18 protein-coding genes and 1 CRISPR repeat array are annotated in these 15,281 nt (G+C 59.6%); of the genes, 12 read left to right on the forward strand and 6 right to left on the reverse strand.

The annotated features are described in order from the left end of the window. The first annotated feature begins 50 nt into the window (after window positions 1-50). Window positions 51-818: a CRISPR direct-repeat array (repeat unit 36 nt; unit sequence GTCCCCACTCGCTGGGGAAATCTATAAATTGGAAAC). Between the two features lie 54 nt (window positions 819-872). From NZ705_05600 to NZ705_05610, 3 genes are read left to right on the forward strand one after another with little or no spacing between them, the layout of a single operon-like run. Continuing rightward, window positions 873-1,472, forward strand: coding sequence for a nicotinate-nucleotide adenylyltransferase (locus NZ705_05600; GenBank protein MCS7292437.1), 600 nt, complete (start codon window positions 873-875; stop codon window positions 1,470-1,472). Further along, window positions 1,469-2,140: a hypothetical protein gene (locus NZ705_05605; protein MCS7292438.1), complete on the forward strand. Its 672-nt coding sequence runs from the start codon at window positions 1,469-1,471 to the stop codon at window positions 2,138-2,140. The genes NZ705_05600 and NZ705_05605 overlap by 4 nt, the downstream gene beginning before the upstream one ends. Then, on the forward strand, window positions 2,137-3,840 hold the full coding sequence (locus NZ705_05610; GenBank protein MCS7292439.1) for an NAD+ synthase: 1,704 nt from the start codon (window positions 2,137-2,139) through the stop codon (window positions 3,838-3,840). Before NZ705_05605 ends, NZ705_05610 begins: the two co-directional genes overlap by 4 nt. On the opposite strand, the gene NZ705_05615 is transcribed toward NZ705_05610, so the two are convergent. Further along, on the reverse strand, window positions 3,837-4,589 hold the full coding sequence (locus tag NZ705_05615) for a phycobilisome rod-core linker polypeptide (protein ID MCS7292440.1): 753 nt from the start codon (window positions 4,587-4,589) through the stop codon (window positions 3,837-3,839). The genes NZ705_05610 and NZ705_05615 overlap by 4 nt on opposite strands. Window positions 4,590-5,056: 467 nt before the next feature. Between NZ705_05615 and NZ705_05620 the strand changes: the two genes are divergently transcribed. From NZ705_05620 to NZ705_05640, 5 genes are all read left to right on the forward strand, one after another. Beyond that, a complete protein-coding gene (locus tag NZ705_05620) occupies window positions 5,057-5,575 on the forward strand; it encodes a phycocyanin subunit beta (protein ID MCS7292441.1) in 519 nt (172 codons plus the stop codon). Between the two features lie 56 nt (window positions 5,576-5,631). Next, complete coding sequence (gene cpcA, locus NZ705_05625; GenBank protein ID MCS7292442.1) at window positions 5,632-6,120, forward strand: phycocyanin subunit alpha; 489 nt, start codon at window positions 5,632-5,634, stop codon at window positions 6,118-6,120. Between the two features lie 85 nt (window positions 6,121-6,205). After that, window positions 6,206-7,057: a phycobilisome linker polypeptide gene (locus NZ705_05630; protein MCS7292443.1), complete on the forward strand. Its 852-nt coding sequence runs from the start codon at window positions 6,206-6,208 to the stop codon at window positions 7,055-7,057. Between the two features lie 161 nt (window positions 7,058-7,218). After that, window positions 7,219-8,142 (forward strand): protein translocase subunit SecF, encoded by a 924-nt coding sequence (secF, locus tag NZ705_05635; GenBank protein MCS7292444.1) that lies wholly within the window; start codon window positions 7,219-7,221, stop codon window positions 8,140-8,142. Continuing rightward, a complete protein-coding gene (locus NZ705_05640) occupies window positions 8,123-8,446 on the forward strand; it encodes a DUF565 domain-containing protein (GenBank protein MCS7292445.1) in 324 nt (107 codons plus the stop codon). The genes secF and NZ705_05640 overlap by 20 nt, the downstream gene beginning before the upstream one ends. Here the strand turns inward: NZ705_05640 and hisG are convergent. The 5 genes from hisG to NZ705_05665 form a co-directional block, all read right to left on the reverse strand. Next, on the reverse strand, window positions 8,366-9,049 hold the full coding sequence (hisG, locus tag NZ705_05645) for an ATP phosphoribosyltransferase (GenBank protein ID MCS7292446.1): 684 nt from the start codon (window positions 9,047-9,049) through the stop codon (window positions 8,366-8,368). The genes NZ705_05640 and hisG overlap by 81 nt on opposite strands. Before the next feature lie 2 nt (window positions 9,050-9,051). Next, window positions 9,052-9,243, reverse strand: coding sequence for a hypothetical protein (locus NZ705_05650; GenBank protein MCS7292447.1), 192 nt, complete (start codon window positions 9,241-9,243; stop codon window positions 9,052-9,054). A gap of 110 nt (window positions 9,244-9,353) precedes the next feature. Further along, window positions 9,354-9,614: a hypothetical protein gene (locus NZ705_05655; GenBank protein MCS7292448.1), complete on the reverse strand. Its 261-nt coding sequence runs from the start codon at window positions 9,612-9,614 to the stop codon at window positions 9,354-9,356. Next, complete coding sequence (locus NZ705_05660; GenBank protein ID MCS7292449.1) at window positions 9,611-9,865, reverse strand: LuxR C-terminal-related transcriptional regulator; 255 nt, start codon at window positions 9,863-9,865, stop codon at window positions 9,611-9,613. Before NZ705_05660 ends, NZ705_05655 begins: the two co-directional genes overlap by 4 nt. A gap of 28 nt (window positions 9,866-9,893) precedes the next feature. Then, window positions 9,894-11,024, reverse strand: a complete 1,131-nt coding sequence (locus NZ705_05665; protein ID MCS7292450.1) for a tetratricopeptide repeat protein — start codon at window positions 11,022-11,024, stop codon at window positions 9,894-9,896. Window positions 11,025-11,106: 82 nt separating this feature from the next. Between NZ705_05665 and NZ705_05670 the strand changes: the two genes are divergently transcribed. From NZ705_05670 to NZ705_05685, 4 genes are read left to right on the forward strand one after another with little or no spacing between them, the layout of a single operon-like run. Then, a complete protein-coding gene (locus NZ705_05670; GenBank protein ID MCS7292451.1) occupies window positions 11,107-12,216 on the forward strand; it encodes a GTPase domain-containing protein in 1,110 nt (369 codons plus the stop codon). A gap of 40 nt (window positions 12,217-12,256) precedes the next feature. Further along, window positions 12,257-13,204: a c-type cytochrome biogenesis protein CcsB gene (gene ccsB / locus NZ705_05675; GenBank protein ID MCS7292452.1), complete on the forward strand. Its 948-nt coding sequence runs from the start codon at window positions 12,257-12,259 to the stop codon at window positions 13,202-13,204. A gap of 35 nt (window positions 13,205-13,239) precedes the next feature. Continuing rightward, a complete protein-coding gene (gene bchI, locus NZ705_05680) occupies window positions 13,240-14,304 on the forward strand; it encodes a magnesium chelatase ATPase subunit I (protein ID MCS7292453.1) in 1,065 nt (354 codons plus the stop codon). Further along, the gene (locus NZ705_05685; GenBank protein ID MCS7292454.1) at window positions 14,289-15,254 is read left to right on the forward strand and encodes a TAXI family TRAP transporter solute-binding subunit; all 966 of its coding nucleotides are present in this window, start codon (window positions 14,289-14,291) and stop codon (window positions 15,252-15,254) included. The genes bchI and NZ705_05685 overlap by 16 nt, the downstream gene beginning before the upstream one ends. Window positions 15,255-15,281 lie beyond the last annotated feature (27 nt).

Consider the following 15,281-nt stretch of genomic DNA (forward strand, 5'->3'; position numbering starts at 1 on the left):
TAAGGCTTAGACATGAAAAACCTCTATGAACTCATTAGCCCTATTCTATGCCAAGCTAAACGTTTTTAGCTATATAAATTGGAAACACAACGGTTGTGCTGACGACGGTCATAGCAATACCTCCTAAGTCCCCACTCGCTGGGGAAATCTATAAATTGGAAACAGAAAAATAAAATCCGTTCAGAGCTTAGAGAAATTAGTCCCCACTCGCTGGGGAAATCTATAAATTGGAAACAAGGCAAAGGCCGCAAAGACCCCCGATAGTCTTGCTTGTCCCCACTCGCTGGGGAAATCTATAAATTGGAAACTAACTGGTACTCCAAGGCCTGTTTGCGAAAACTCTTGGGTCCCCACTCGCTGGGGAAATCTATAAATTGGAAACTGACAGGAACCTAAATCAGGGGAATAGTTGATCGCAGTCCCCACTCGCTGGGGAAATCTATAAATTGGAAACCAGTTGTAGGCCGTGTCCTCGCTTAACCCTAAAACTTCGTCCCCACTCGCTGGGGAAATCTATAAATTGGAAACCCCAGAAGGGCCTGCGGGAGTGCCCCGCCTGGAACTGCGTCCCCACTCGCTGGGGAAATCTATAAATTGGAAACTCCATGCGAACGTAGTGAACCTTGTACTCTACCCTTGTCCCCACTCGCTGGGGAAATCTATAAATTGGAAACGATTACGAAAGTCTCCCCGCTGGCCAGGCGGGGTTGAGTCCCCACTCGCTGGGGAAATCTATAAATTGGAAACGCAATACCCCCGCCGCCCTGAAGACCTGCGCGAACGTCCCCACCCGCTGGAGAAATCTATTTGGAAACAAATCGTTGGATTTTTGGTTAGAATCACTATAATTTCGAGGGCGGCCTGAACCAACCATGACGACTCCCCTACGGCTAGCGCTGTTTGGCACCAGTGCGGACCCGCCGACGCTGGCCCATGCCCAGATCATTCGCTGGCTGGCTCAGGAGGACGAGTTTGACCAGGTGCTGGTGTGGGCAGCGGATAACCCCATGAAGCCGAACCAGACGCCCTTGCCGCACCGGATGGCGATGCTGGAGCGCTTGGTGCAGGAGCTAGGGGAACCGAAGGTGCGCTTGGCGCCGGAGTTGAGCCACCGGTTTACACGGGTGAGTGTGGCGCGGGTCAAGGAACAGTATCCCCAAGCAACAATTACCTTGGCCTTGGGAGCGGACTTGTTGCCCCAGTTGCCCCGCTGGCACAAAGCGGAAGAGTTATTTCCCCAAGTGGAGGTGGTGATTATTCCCCGCACGGGTTACACGCTGGCGCCTGCCGCCCTGGATTGGTTGCATCAACACAGCCCTCGCGTGCGCATCGCCCCGATTACGGTGCCGGACTGGTCATCGCGGGCGTTTCGGGAGGGTCAATGCTTTGAAGAACTCAGCCCCGCCGTCCGGGCCTACATCCAGGAACACGGACTCTATCAGGAGGTGCAGGTGCCTACCCCACGCCGATGACCGAACTCCAGATCACGGTGGATGTGGTGACAGTGATTTTTTCGGTAGATACGGAGGCGCAGCGCCTGCTGGTGCTGTTGTGCATGGGAGAACCGGCGCGGTTGCCAGGAATGCCCCTCAGCCATGAACTCACCCTAGCGGAACAGGCCTACCAAGTGCTGGCCACCAAGGTGCAAGTGGAACATCTGTACCTAGAGCAACTGTACACGTTTGGCGGACCGGGCCGGGATGAGCGGGAAAGTCCTACGCGCCGTTGCCTGTGTGTGGCCTACTTTGCCCTAGTGCAGTACCAGGAAACGGTCTTGTTGCCAGGGCCGGAGCCGGTGCAGTGGGTGCCGTTTACGGAATTGCCGCCCCTGGCGGGAGACCACGCCGAAATCGTGCGCTATGGGTATCAACGGTTGCGCAATAAGCTGGAGTACAGTCCAATTGCGTTTCAGGTGCTGCCGGAGTTGTTTACCCTGGGGGAACTGTATCAACTCTACACCACCATCTTGGGGGAAGATTTCAGCGATTATTCCAACTTTCGCGCCCGCCTGTTGAAATTGGGCTTTTTACAGGACACGGGCCAAAAAGTCTGTCGAGGCGCGGGGCGACCGGCGAGTTTATATCGGTTTGACCGCGAAGCGTTCTTACCCTACAAGGACAAGCCGATGGTGTTTATATGAGCGAATTGCGGCTGGGGTTGGCCCAACTGAACCCGACGGTGGGGGACCTGGTGGGCAATAGCGAACAAATTTTGCAGGCGGCTAAACAATGCGCCTTCCAGTCGGTGTCGCTGTTGATAACGCCGGAGCTGTCCCTGTGCGGGTATCCCCCCCAAGACCTGGTGCTCGACCCCCTGTTTGTGGAGAACTGTCAAACGGCCCTGCACAATCTAGCCTTAAAAATTCCTCCCAAAATTGGCGTTTTAGTCGGGACAATTCTCCCCAATCCCGACTGGTGGCAAAAGGGCGAAAAACCGCTGTTCAACGGTGTAGCGCTCCTGCTGGATGGCCGGATTCGGTACACCTTTTACAAGCAGCTCCTACCCGATTATGACGTGTTTGACGAGCACCGCTATTTTCAGCCGGGCGCTCAGGTGAATGTGTTGCGCTGGCGGGGGGTGCGTCTTGGCATTACCATCTGCGAAGACCTGTGGAACGACGAGCAGTTCTGGAGTGGTCGCCGCTACCCCGAAAATCCGGTCACGCGCCTGATGGAGCAGGGAGTGGATGTGCTGGTCAATCTGTCAGCGTCGCCCTACTGGCTGGGCAAAGGGGCGCTGCGGGAATCCCTGCTGGCTCACCACGCCCGCAAGTACCACGTGCCGCTGATTTACGTGAACCAAGTGGGGGCCACCGACCAGTTGGTCTTTGACGGGCGCAGCGTGATTGTAGATGAAACGGGACAGGTTATCCACCGGGGGCGGGCCTTCCAGTCGGAGGTGCAAATTGTCACCTACCGCCAGGGTCAATGGCAGGATACCCATGTCCATCCCGCGCCGGACCCCTGGGCCGAGGTCTGGCAAGCGCTGGTGCTGGGCCTTCGGGATTACGTCCGCAAAAGCGGCTTTCAGCGGGTGGTCCTCGGTCTCAGCGGCGGGATTGATTCATCGCTAGTGGCGGCGCTGGCGGTCGCAGCCTTGGGAGCCGAACAGGTCTTGGGGGTACTGATGCCGTCGCCCTACACCTCGGAGGCCTCCCTCGCCGATGCGCTGGCCTTGGCCGCTAACTTGGGGATTCAAACCGAGAAGATTCCCATCCACGACCTCATGGCGGCCTACGACGCGGCCCTGGCACCCTTATTTGCCGGCTATAGCCCCGATGTCACCGAAGAAAACCTGCAATCACGGATTCGCGGCACGTTGCTGATGGCCCTGGCCAATAAATTCCACGCCCTAGTGCTGGCCACTGGGAACAAGTCGGAGCTGGCGGTGGGTTACTGCACCCTGTACGGGGATATGTGCGGCGCGCTGGCCCCCATCGGCGACCTGTACAAAACCCAGGTCTATGCCCTGGCTCGCTGGTACAACGAACAGATGCGCGCGCAGGGGAAAACCGCCCTGATTCCCGAACCTATTTTCACGAAGGCCCCCAGCGCCGAACTCAAACCCGGCCAGACCGACCAGGATACCTTGCCGCCCTATCCCGTCCTGGACGACATCCTGCAACGGTGGCTGGAGCAACGCCAGACCCCTGAACAGATCACAGCGGCGGGCCATGACCCTGCCCTCGTCGCCCAGGTGATGCAGATGGTGCAACAGGCGGAATTCAAGCGGTTTCAAGCAGCGCCAGTGCTCAAGGTTTCCGAGCGCGCCTTTGACCGGGGCTGGCGGGTACCAATAGTTGCCCAACCCCCCCGCCACCGACTGTCTCTCGACCCCTAGCGACGCCGGGGCACCGCGGCCAGGAAATCGTCAGGGATGGAAACGGTCGCCGGCGGCGTTTTGACCGTGTAGATAAGTAGGCGCGCCAACTCGCGGTAATCGGCGGGATCGCCCCCCTTGCGGCCCCGGTCGGGGATCCGTTTGGCGGGAAGACCAGCCCCCAACTGGGGAAAGCCCAGTTTCTTGCGGTAGTAGTCTCCATAGCGAGGTGTCTTCAAGTTAAAGGGCGTTTCCCCCTTCTCCCGCTGGGGCAGAATCCGCCGCCGCTGATACGGCACCGTATTGTCGCCGAAATTCTCCATGTACTCGTCGCTGTTGAGCAGAGCGTCCACAAACCCCTTGATGCCCTGGGTGCCCAGCACAATGGACCAGGCAATTTTTTCTCGCTCATTGTAGACATCCCGCCCTAAGACCCGCTGCACCACCAGTTCCACAAACCGGTAGTTGTCGTTGCAGTCGTAGTTATTGCGCCGGAACGCCTCCGAAAGCAACAGCCCCCGGATGAAATCCCGCACTGTGATCTGGCCGTAGCGCAACTGGGACTCCAAAATCGTCTGGCGGTTGAACTTGATGATCTGGTGCTCGCTGAAAATTTGCCGGTAAGCCGCCCAAATCAAGCCATCCATGTCGCTGGGAGACAGCAAATTCTCCGTGGTAAAGATGCGGGGCTGCTCGTCGCTCCCCACTTCGTAACCCACTACCCGCTGGTTCTGGCTGGTCGGCCCATAACTGAGCAAAGGTAACGCCATCGTGCCTCTCTCCAAAAATTGCGCGTTACTCTCGATAATACTCAAGAATCGTCGGCGTAACCCGCCAGCCCGAATTGTTAAAAAATAAGAACAAAATCCCCCCGCCGCCCCACCCCTAAGCCGCCTACCTTTGCGTTTTACTAAGGAAAGTAAAGTTTTATTGCGGAAATAGGGGGAATTTGGTTCAGGGGCTGGGCAAGTGGAACACGGGTAATACTGGCTTGGTGTGGGTTTGCGGCGGTTTGTGCTGGGCAATACTGCCTGAGGAGCCTGTAATGATTCTTAAAAAAGTCCGTTCTAATCTTCAGTTATAAAGGGTTTTGGGGAAGCACGGCTTCGGTGTCCCCTTGGGACTCTTCTGAGAAACCATCGCGTTTTTGAGAGGAGGGACGAGGGGAGCCAGGAGTGTGTGACTTCCGCCGTAACAACTGTCTAAAGAAGATTTCGTTAAAAGGAGATTCACATCCATGTTGGACGCATTTGCCAAAGTGGTTGCCCAAGCAGATACTCGGGGGGAATTTATCAGCGCCGCTCAGATTGACGCTCTGTCGGCGATGGTGGCCGATAGCAACAAGCGGTTGGATGCCGTGAACCGGATGACCTCCAATGCGGCGACCATCGTGACCAATGCGGCGCGCGCCCTGTTTGCCGAACAGCCCCAGTTGATCCAGCCGGGCGGGAATGCCTACACCAGCCGGCGGATGGCGGCCTGCCTGCGGGATATGGAAATCATCCTGCGCTATGTGACCTATGCGACGCTGGCGGGCGACCCGAGCGTGTTGGATGACCGCTGCTTGAACGGGCTGCGGGAAACCTACCAAGCGCTGGGGGTGCCGGGGGCTTCCGTGGCGGTGGGTATCCAGAAGATGAAGGAAGCGGCGATTGCCATCATCAATGACCCCACGGGCATCACGCGCGGCGATTGCAGCCAGATTGTCTCTGAAGTCGCCAGCTACTTCGACCGGGCGGCGGCGGCGGTGGTCTAACACCGGATGGCTCTGATTGTTGTGTTGAGTTGTTTTTCTGAAGGAGTGGATCGATCATGAAAACCCCTTTGACTGAAATCATTGCGGCAGCCGACAGCGAAGGCCGTTTCCTGAGTAACACGGAACTGCAAGCGGCGTTTGGCCGGTTTGGTCGGGCGCAAGCGGGTCTGCAAGCGGCCAAGGAACTGACGGCCAAGGCGGAGCAGTTGATCAAGGGAGCGGCCCAAGCGGTTTATAACAAGTTCCCCTACACGACCCAGATGCAAGGCCCAGAATACGCCTACGACGAGCGGGGCAAGGCCAAGTGCGAGCGGGACATCGGTTATTACCTGCGCATGATCACCTACTGCTTGATCGTGGGCGGCACGGGCCCGATGGATGAATACCTGATTGCCGGTTTGGATGAGATCAACCGCAGCTTCAACCTGTCCCCCAGTTGGTACATCGAAGCGCTGAAGTACATCAAGGCCAACCACGGGCTGACGGGGCAAGCGGCGACGGAAGCCAATAACTACATTGACTACGCCATCAACGCCCTGAGCTAACGTCTGAGGGCGTGAACGAACCCGGTGGGACAACCTGCCGGGTTTCTTTTTGCAGGGGCTGTTGCATTTTGGGGGAAAGCGTTTTATGACCACATCCACGTCGGCGAAAAATTTGGGGATTAGCGAGTTTAACCGAGACGAACGCATCGAACTGCGCAGCAACCCGACCGAAGCCGACTACGACCGGGTGATCCGGGCGGCGTACCGGCAAGTGCTGGGGAACGACTACGTGATGGCCTCGGAACGGTTGCGGTTTGCCGAGTCGCAACTGCGCAATGGCAATATCACGGTGCGGGAGTTTGTGCGGGCGCTGGCCAAATCGGAACTGTACAAGCGCAAGTTTTTCTATCCCCATCCGCAGGTGCGCTTTATCGAGTTGAACTACAAGCATCTGCTGGGACGGGCGCCCTACGACGAGCTGGAAATCAGCTTGCACAATGATATTTACGCTAACCAGGGCTACGACGCAGAAATTGACTCCTACATTGACAGTCAGGAGTACGCGGATAACTTTGGTGAAAATATCGTGCCCTACTACCGGGGCTTTTGGAGTCAGCGGGGCCAGAAAACCGTAGGCTTTACGCGCATGTTTCGCTTGTACCGGGGTTACGCCAACAGCGACCGGGCGCAGGTGGAGCAGCGCAATCCCCGTCTCATTTGGAATCTGGCCCGCAACACGGCCAATACGGTGATTCCCCCGTCGGGAGTGAGCGACGCCTGGGCGTTTCGTCCCACGCCAACGGCAGCAGGGCCAGCGCGGCAAGGGGCCTTAGTGGGCGATAGCAGCCGGGTCTATCGGGTGGAAGTCACCGGGATTACAGGTCCACGGGTGCGGCGCAGTACCCAGACGTTACTCGTGCCCTACGAGCAACTCTCGATGCGGATGCAGCAAATCCAGCGGCAGGGAGGACGGATTGCCAGCATCACCCCGGCCTAGAAAGGTGCTGGAATCGCTGTAACTTCCAAATCATTGGACAGGCCCCCTAGGGGTCTTTTTTTCTGGTGTCGGTAAAATGGTGGGGTATATGGCGTAATTCCTGGTTTTCCAGTCCCCTTTTTTGGAAACGAAAGTAGCTTGGCGGTAGCAAAGAGGCGGCAATGGAGACAACCTGGCGAGTCACGCGGTATCAGCAACTGTGGTGGGGCATCTCCTTGGGGGTGATCCTGGCGGGAGTGGTGGCCATGGTTCTCCTTTGGGTACAAACGGGATTCCCCCTGCGGCCCAGCATTGACTTCATCGGGGGGACGCGGTTGCAGTTGGAGCGGGATTGCTCGCAAGGGTGTCCGGAACCTCTGACGTTGCCTCCATTGCGGTCGGCGCTGACGGAATTGGGATTGGGCAGCAGCAGTCTGCAAATTGTGGGCGGCCAGGCGGTATCGGTGCGCACGCGGTTTTTGACGCCTCAAGAGCGGGAACAGGTGCAGGCCAAATTGATCCAGGTGATGGGTAAAATTGACCCCCAAAAAACGCAGATTGACAGCATCGGCCCCACGTTTGGCCGCCAGGTTTTGCTCAGGGGGTTACTGGCGCTGGCGGTGGCGTTTCTGGGAATTGGGGTTTACCTGGCGGTGCGGTTCCAGGTGGACTATTCGGTGCTGGCGTTTGTGGCCCTGCTGCATGATGTGCTGGTGACGGTGGGGGTGTTTGCGCTGCTGGGACTGGTCGCCGGCGTAGAAGTGGACAGTTTGTTTGTGGTGGCGCTGTTGACCATCGTGGGGTTTTCGGTAAACGACACGGTGGTGATCTATGACCGGGTGCGGGAATTGCTCAAGTTGCACAGCGATTGGCCCATTACCCAGGTGGTGGATACAGCGGTGGCCCAGACCCTGACCCGTTCCATCAACACGACGTTGACCACCATCTTGAGCCTGGTGGCGATCGTGTTGTTCGGCGGAGAAACCCTGCGCTGGTTTGCCCTGGCCTTGATCGTCGGGTTTGTCAGCGGCGCCTACTCCAGTATTTTTATTGCCAGTACGTCCCTGGCCTGGTGGCGGAGTCGTCATGCAACAAACCCGGCTTAATCAGATTGCCGACCAAGTTGGGCAGTCGGTGCAGCGCTGGGTGGCCTGGCCCTTGAACCGCTGGCTGCTCCACCTGGTTTTCCTGTTTGGAGGGGCGTTTTTAGCCGCCTCGGTTAGCACCAGTCTGGGCGCTCTAGCCCAACTCGATACAGTGGGGATGCTGGTGCTGATAGCGGGCACCGAACTCATCAGCTGGTGGACCTACAGCCGACGGCGGGTGGGTTTACTGCTGTCGCTGCTGAACACCCTCAAGGTGGGTTTTATGGGCGGTATGTACCTGGACGCGCTCAAGCTGGGCAGTTAACTCCTGCACGCCCTGGTAGTTGAGCCGGTAGCTCAAGGGATGGGCGATCCAGCGGGCGGTGCTGTGGAACAAAACGTCGCATTCGACTAAACCGTTCTCCCGCAGGGTGCGACCTGTGGCCACCAAATCCACAATCGCTTCCGCCATGCCCGTCAACGGCCCTAGTTCCACCGACCCCGCCAAGGGCACGAGTTCTACCGGCAAATCCAAAGCCGTAAAAAATTCGCGGGCGCAGCGGGTGAACTTGGTGGCGACGCGGGCGTAGGGAGGCAAATCCAACGCGCAGCGGTAAGGACTGTCCTGGCGCACCGCCACCGACATCCGGCAATGGCCAAAGCCTAAATCCAGTAATTGCGCCACGTCCGCCCCCGATTCCCGCAGCACGTCATAGCCGACAATGCCCACGTGGGCCTGGCCCCGCGCCACATACACCGGCACATCCTGGTTGCGCACTAGCAGGGCCTGCACGCCGGTCTGAGGGTCGCGCATTTGCAAAAGCCGGTTGTCCGCCGCCAGTAAGGGACGAAAGTCCAACCCTACCTGGTACAAGCGGTCAATGCTCTCGGCCAGCAGGGAACCCTTGGCCAAGGCAATCACCAGCATCGTTACCCCAGCATTTGCCGGGAGATGAGTTTTTCCAAGTCCGCCTGGGTCTGGCTGAGCATTTGCTCCCGCCCATCTTGACTCTGGGGTGAAACTGGCGGCACGAGATTGCGAAACTGCAATGCCATGTGCACCTGGAGATGGGCGACGTAATCCCGTAAATCTTCCCTCAGCGCTGAACTGGGGGTTTTCATAACGGCTATCCCTCAGTTGGATACGAACGCAACAGGCTCTAGTAAGCTAACACAGATGCCCGGTACTGTTACCGGCCCCTTTATCAAGCTTAACAAGCCGGTCAAAGTTCCTAACAGGATGTAACAGGAGGCGTTTCTTGCCAGGGGCGTTGGTAGCGGCGGGCGTAGTAGTCTAGCAGGCGTTGCAGGCGTTCACCCTGTTCTGGGGTCTGCCAGCGACAGGTAATGCCTCCCACCTGGCTGTGTTCGTAGGCAAACGGCAGCATCTGGGGGATTAGAGTTGTGTCAATGCCAAAAATAGCGCAGTGAGCCGCCAACTCCCGGTATACCCCCAACGGCAACTCCGGCTGGTAAAACGTCCGTTCCGTCATTCAGGCAGCAGACAGCAGTTCACCCCGTCCACGCAGACCTTCCCCGATTGCAGCGCCCACCGCACCAGGGCAACCCGGTTTTCCGTGGCGGTTTTGGTGAGGATGTTGCTGATGTGGTTGTCCACCGTCCGCTTGCTGATTTCCAAGCGCTGAGCGATTTCCTGGTTTTTCAACCCAGCAGCCACCAGCGCTACAATCTCCATTTCCCGCTCCGAAAGTAATGGCTGACGTTGAGTCGGTCGCTGTGCCATAAGCCCCTACCCATACCGCTATTTATACTCAATTCCCATCATAGGGCAAAGGGGGGACGGGTTCAGGACGTTTGCTCGGTTTAGTTTTGGCGCGAGGCGGTTGGAGCTGTTGTAAAAGCGCTTCCACCTGATGGACCCCCTGGGCGTTCTGCTGTTGATGGTAAAGGCGGCGGGCTGTCTGTAAGGCGCTCTCGGCTTCAGCGTTCCTTTTTTGCTGGTACAGGGCTAAGCCCAGTTGATGGTGAGCAAGAGCCAATTCCGGTTCCAACCGCACTACCTCCTGGTAGGCCGCCGCCGCCTGGTCCCACTGCTGCTGCTGCATGTAGAGTTGGCCGAGATGGGTATAGGCGCGGGCCGGTTGCAATGCAATGGCCTGCTCATAGGTGCGGATAGCCCCCGCCAGGTCGCCGCTGGTCTCCTGCAGGCGCGCCAGTTGGAAATAAAGCTCGACGTCACGGGGGTTGAAGGCCAAGGCCTGGAGAAGAATGCGTTTTGCTCGGGGCACGTCCCCCTGCAGGGCCCAACTCAGCGCGGTCAGCCGTTGAATCGTCGTGTCTCGGGGGGCGAGTCGAGCGGCGCGGGTGAGCACCGCCAGCGCTTGCTGAGGTTGGTTCAGGGTCAACCAAAGCCGTCCCTGGGCCTCCAGCAGCGGTACCGACTGGGGATGCTGGGCAACCCCCCGGGCCAAGGTGGCCAGCGCGGCTTGCGGTTGCCCTAACCGCTCCTGGACAGCAGCTAACCCAAGGTACGCCGTCACTTGCCGGGCATTGACCCGTAAACTGCGGGTGTAGGTGGCCGCTGCCTGGTCCCATGCCCCTAACTCGGCCTGTACCCGCGCGAGGGCATTGAGATAATCCGGGTTCTGGGGATTCAGGCGCACAGCCTGTTGGTACGCCTCCAGCGCCGCCGACCAATCCCGGCGTTGACTGTACAGGTAACCCAGCGTGGCCCATACGGCACCGTCATTCGGCGTCCGCTGGGCAATCTGCTGATAAATCGCAAGCGCCGCCGCCCAATCTCCCTGGCGTACCAACTCTCGACCTTGGCGCAGGAGAGAAGCGACGGAATTCGTGGGTTGCGCCACCACCCAATGGGGAGTTGCTGCCAGCGTTGCACCCACAACAAGCAGACTGCCCAACCCGAGCTGTTGGAGGAACATTGGGGGGGGAGTGTACGTGGACTTTGGCAACCCAGGATACAATGACGGCCAGATTGAAAACAACCCGGTGCCAGTGTTGAGGATGGAACAAACAACTTTCTGGCAAGACGTTCAACGCTGCAGCGACCGCTATTGGCAACGCTGGCAAAACCGGCTGGGTACGCCGCCGGTGGGGACGTCTCCCTACTGGTCGGTGGTGATTATCGGACGACCGGGTGTGGGGAAGTCCACCCTGTTGCGCCACTTGATTCACCCCTTGACCCTGGCGACCGGCCCCACCTGCTGGCCGGTGAGCGTGTTAACGCCGGACCCGCCCATCCTGTGGACGGATACGCCGGGTTGGACGCCGGAACAAACCCCGGTGATTCAGCAGGCCTTGGTGGCTGCTGACCTGTGCCTGTGGCTGGTCACGCCGGGATATCCCCCGGAACTAGAGCAGCTCTTGCGGGACTGGGGACGGCCCGTGATCCGCGTGGTACCCTGGGGAGTCGGCGACCTTTCCGAGCCAGACCCGCCCTTAGCTAACTGCATCGCCACCGTTGTGGTGCGTTTATTTCCCGGGACGCAGCGGGTGCGCACTGAGTGGCCGGACGGTCGAGGGGAATGGAGCGAGCTTCCCCTGCCAGTGGACGTGAGCGCCCTACAAACCCTGGTGTCGGAGGTGCTCCAGTACCGGGTCGCCATTCGCTGTGTGAATCAGTTGCTGGTCCTAGCCCGACGGGAGCGGGAATGGGTCGCGCAGCAGCGCCAAACTCCCCTGCCCTGGGGACCGGTGGTGGTCAAGGCCCTGGCGATGGCCCTGACGCCGGGACTCCTGTTGAAGCTGGCGGTGTCCTGGTTGACTGATTTATGGACCGTGGTGTGGCTGAGCCGCGCCTATCAATTGCCCATCACCCGCCATGGGATTGAGCGGCTGGTGGTGGCCCTCGGTCTCAGCAGCGGCGCCATCGGTCTGGCAAGTTGGGCGGTGTGGGCGGACGGCGGGTTCGCCCTATTCAACGCTAGTCTATGGGGCGCACTGACCGGTTATGGGGTGCAACGGGTAACGCGCGCATACCTGCAACAGGGCCTAGCCTGGGCGCCCGACGGTCCCCGGACCCTCCTAGAGCGCATTTACCGCCAACTGCGACCAGGAAACTGGCTGCACACTTGGGTCGGCCACTGCCTGCATCTCGTGGGCGACCTGTCATAATAAAAAACGTTGCCGCCGTAACAAATTTTGTGAATGGTTTATGAATCTAGTGGTTTTGCAAGATTGGCTGGACAATGGGGCTTTTGTCCTGTTGCTGCTTACGACGGGGGTCTATTGGGTGAGCCTGGCGTTTCGCCGCAACTGGCTTGCGTGGGGTACGGCGGGCATGGTGCTGGCAAATCTCACGACGGCGGCGCTGTTGTTGGCCCGTTGGCTGGAGGCGGGCCATTTTCCCCTGAGTAATCTCTACGAATCGTTATTTTTTCTGGCCTGGGGCCTCACGGCGTTTCACCTGCTGGTCGAACGCTGGAGCCGCAGCGCTTGGGTGGGCGCCGTAACCGCTCCCGTTGCGATGGGGGTCACGGCTTTTGCCACGTTGTCTTTACCGCCCCAGATGCAGCGGTCAGCTCCCCTGGTCCCCGCCTTGAAGTCCAACTGGCTGATGATGCATGTGTCGGTGATGATGCTGGCCTACGCGGCATTGCTGGTGGGTTCCCTGCTGGCGATGGCGTTCCTGGTGGTGACGCGGGGACAGGAGCCACCCTTGCGGGGGAGTTCCGTTGGCAGCGGCGCTTACCGGAGACAACCAACCGCGTTGACCTTGCCGGCGCGCCAGGAGCCTACTGCCGTACTGACCCGCCCAACCCTGGCCCTCACACCGGAGCAGTGGACCCTGGCGGAGACTCTAGACAACTTGAGCTATCGGGTCATTGGTCTGGGGTTTCCCCTGTTGACGCTTGGGATTATCTCGGGTGCGGTGTGGGCCAATGAGGCCTGGGGTGCGCCCTGGAGCTGGGACCCCAAGGAGACCTGGGCGTTGATTACCTGGCTGGTGTTTGCCGCCTATCTGCACGCCCGTATCACGCGCGGCTGGCAAGGACGACGGCCCGCCCTGTTGGCAACGGTAGGGTTTGCTGTGGTTTGGGTGTGCTACCTGGGGGTGAACGTCCTAGGCAAGGGGCTGCACAGCTACGGCTGGTTCTGGTGATGGCACAATAGACCTGGAGCGTTGCGCATTGCCCGATGGTCGTGACCGCTACCCGTTCTCTGACGCGCCCGGTGTTTCCCTTCAGCGCCATCGTCGGCCAGGAGGAGATGAAACTGGCGCTGTTGTTGAATGTAATTGACCCCAAAATCGGCGGGGTGATGATCATGGGGGACCGGGGCACGGGGAAATCCACGACTGTCCGGGCGCTGGTGGACGTCCTGCCAGAGATTCGCGTGGTGGAGGGCGACCCTTTCAACTCTGACCCGGACGACCCGGAGTTGATGGCGGAAACCGTGCGCCAGGCCAAGGAGCGGGGCGAACCCTTGCGTGTTGTGTTCAAAAAAGTGCCGATGGTGGACTTGCCCCTGGGGGCAACAGAGGACCGGGTCTGTGGCACGATTGACATCGAAAAGGCGCTCACGGAAGGCATCCGAGCCTTTGAACCGGGGTTGCTGGCGCGGGCCAACCGGGGGATTCTCTACGTAGACGAGGTGAACCTGCTAGACGACCACCTGGTGGACGTGTTGCTGGATGCAGCGGCGTCGGGCTGGAACACGGTGGAGCGGGAGGGCATTTCCCTGCGGCACCCGGCCCGGTTTGTGCTGGTGGGGTCGGGCAACCCCGAAGAGGGGGAATTGCGGCCCCAGTTGCTGGACCGGTTTGGGATGCACGCGGAAATTCGCACCGTCAAGGACCCGGCCCTGCGGGTGCAGATTGTGGAGCAGCGGACCGCCTTTGACCGCGACCCCTGGGGATTTCTGGAGCAGTACCGGGAGCAGCAGGAGCAATTGCGGGCCCGGATTGTCCGAGCGCGGGAGTTGCTTCCCCAAGTCCAAATCGATTACGACCTGCGGGTCAAAATCTCGCAAGTGTGCGCCGCCCTGGATGTGGACGGGTTGCGGGGCGATATTGTCACCAACCGGGCCGCCAAAGCGCTAGCCGCCTGGGAAGGCCGGACGCTGGTCACTGAAGAAGACATTCGCCGAGTGCTGGTGTTGTGTTTACGCCACCGCCTGCGGAAAGACCCCCTCGAGCCGGTGGATTCGGGGTATCGGGTGATGCAAGTCGCCAAGGAGGTCTTCCAGTGGGCCGAGGCCTGAGACGCCGGTGGGTCTTGGGGGTGCTGGCGGCGACCGTGAGTGCCGTTCCCGCCCTAGGGCAATCAAAAGCATCTTTAACCTTGCTGACCGCGCGCCCCGGTAGCCTGTACGAACGGGCGGGCCAGGCGTTTCGTAAAGTGCTGCAACCCCAGGGCTTTGACGTGGTGGTGAAAGAATCGCCAGGTTCGATGTTTAACCTGGAACAACTGGCTCAGGGGAAAGCGGATTTGGCGCTGGCCCAGATGGACGCCTTTGTGCTGTTCAAGCAGCAGCATACCCCCCGGCGCGCTCGCGTGGACAACCTGACCGTGATCGGCCCGGTGAACGAGGAACTGGTGCATCTACTGGTGCGTCCAGGGATTCGGTCGCTGGGGCAATTGCGGGGCAAACGGATCGGTGTGGGACCCCAGGATTCCGGCACCTACGTCAGCGCCCTGCTGGTGCTCCAGATGGCGGACTTGGACGTGACGCGCGAGCGGCTGGTCACAGGAGAGATTCGCCAGGGCGTTCGGGAGTTGCAGGCGGGTCAGTTGGATGCCCTATTTGTGACAGCGGGCATCGGCGCGCCCCAACTCCAAGCCATCCCTGCTGGCGCTCCGGTCGAACTGCTGGCGTTGGACCAAGCGCTGCTGAACCAGGCAAAAAACAACTTCCCCGAAGCGGCGGCTCTGTACCAGCTTAGGTCTCTTCCTGCGCGCACGTATCCCTGGCAATCCCGCCCGGTCACCACGCTGGCGACCTATTCCTACTTGTTTGCGCGGCGTTCCTTGCCCCAAGCGCTGGTCTATCGCTTGACCCAGACCCTGGCCCGACACCAACAGGCCCTGCGCCAGGCGCACCCCTTCTGGGCGTTGTTGACGCTGGACCGACGACAGGAGACCTTTGCTGCTGGTTTGACGTATCACCCCGGCGTGCAACAGTATTTGAACGAACAAAAAGTCCCCCGTTGAACTACAGGGGACCGGCGCGTTGGACTC

This window comes from Gloeomargarita sp. SKYB120 (genome assembly GCA_025062155.1).
GTDB lineage: Bacteria > Cyanobacteriota > Cyanobacteriia > Gloeomargaritales > Gloeomargaritaceae > Gloeomargarita.

Bases quoted from the DNA above. Each gene is read 5' to 3' on its own strand.
- NZ705_05600 (MCS7292437.1), top strand. From the start codon at position 873: ATGACGACTCCCCTACGGCTAGCGCTGTTTGGCACCAGTGCGGACCCG.
- NZ705_05605 (MCS7292438.1), top strand. From the start codon at position 1,469: ATGACCGAACTCCAGATCACGGTGGATGTGGTGACAGTGATTTTTTCG.
- NZ705_05610 (MCS7292439.1), top strand. From the start codon at position 2,137: ATGAGCGAATTGCGGCTGGGGTTGGCCCAACTGAACCCGACGGTGGGG.
- NZ705_05615 (MCS7292440.1), bottom strand. From the start codon at position 4,589: ATGGCGTTACCTTTGCTCAGTTATGGGCCGACCAGCCAGAACCAGCGG.
- NZ705_05620 (MCS7292441.1), top strand. From the start codon at position 5,057: ATGTTGGACGCATTTGCCAAAGTGGTTGCCCAAGCAGATACTCGGGGG.
- cpcA (MCS7292442.1), top strand. From the start codon at position 5,632: ATGAAAACCCCTTTGACTGAAATCATTGCGGCAGCCGACAGCGAAGGC.
- NZ705_05630 (MCS7292443.1), top strand. From the start codon at position 6,206: ATGACCACATCCACGTCGGCGAAAAATTTGGGGATTAGCGAGTTTAAC.
- secF (MCS7292444.1), top strand. From the start codon at position 7,219: ATGGAGACAACCTGGCGAGTCACGCGGTATCAGCAACTGTGGTGGGGC.
- NZ705_05640 (MCS7292445.1), top strand. From the start codon at position 8,123: ATGCAACAAACCCGGCTTAATCAGATTGCCGACCAAGTTGGGCAGTCG.
- hisG (MCS7292446.1), bottom strand. From the start codon at position 9,049: ATGCTGGTGATTGCCTTGGCCAAGGGTTCCCTGCTGGCCGAGAGCATT.
- NZ705_05650 (MCS7292447.1), bottom strand. From the start codon at position 9,243: ATGAAAACCCCCAGTTCAGCGCTGAGGGAAGATTTACGGGATTACGTC.
- NZ705_05655 (MCS7292448.1), bottom strand. From the start codon at position 9,614: ATGACGGAACGGACGTTTTACCAGCCGGAGTTGCCGTTGGGGGTATAC.
- NZ705_05660 (MCS7292449.1), bottom strand. From the start codon at position 9,865: ATGGCACAGCGACCGACTCAACGTCAGCCATTACTTTCGGAGCGGGAA.
- NZ705_05665 (MCS7292450.1), bottom strand. From the start codon at position 11,024: ATGTTCCTCCAACAGCTCGGGTTGGGCAGTCTGCTTGTTGTGGGTGCA.
- NZ705_05670 (MCS7292451.1), top strand. From the start codon at position 11,107: ATGGAACAAACAACTTTCTGGCAAGACGTTCAACGCTGCAGCGACCGC.
- ccsB (MCS7292452.1), top strand. From the start codon at position 12,257: ATGAATCTAGTGGTTTTGCAAGATTGGCTGGACAATGGGGCTTTTGTC.
- bchI (MCS7292453.1), top strand. From the start codon at position 13,240: ATGGTCGTGACCGCTACCCGTTCTCTGACGCGCCCGGTGTTTCCCTTC.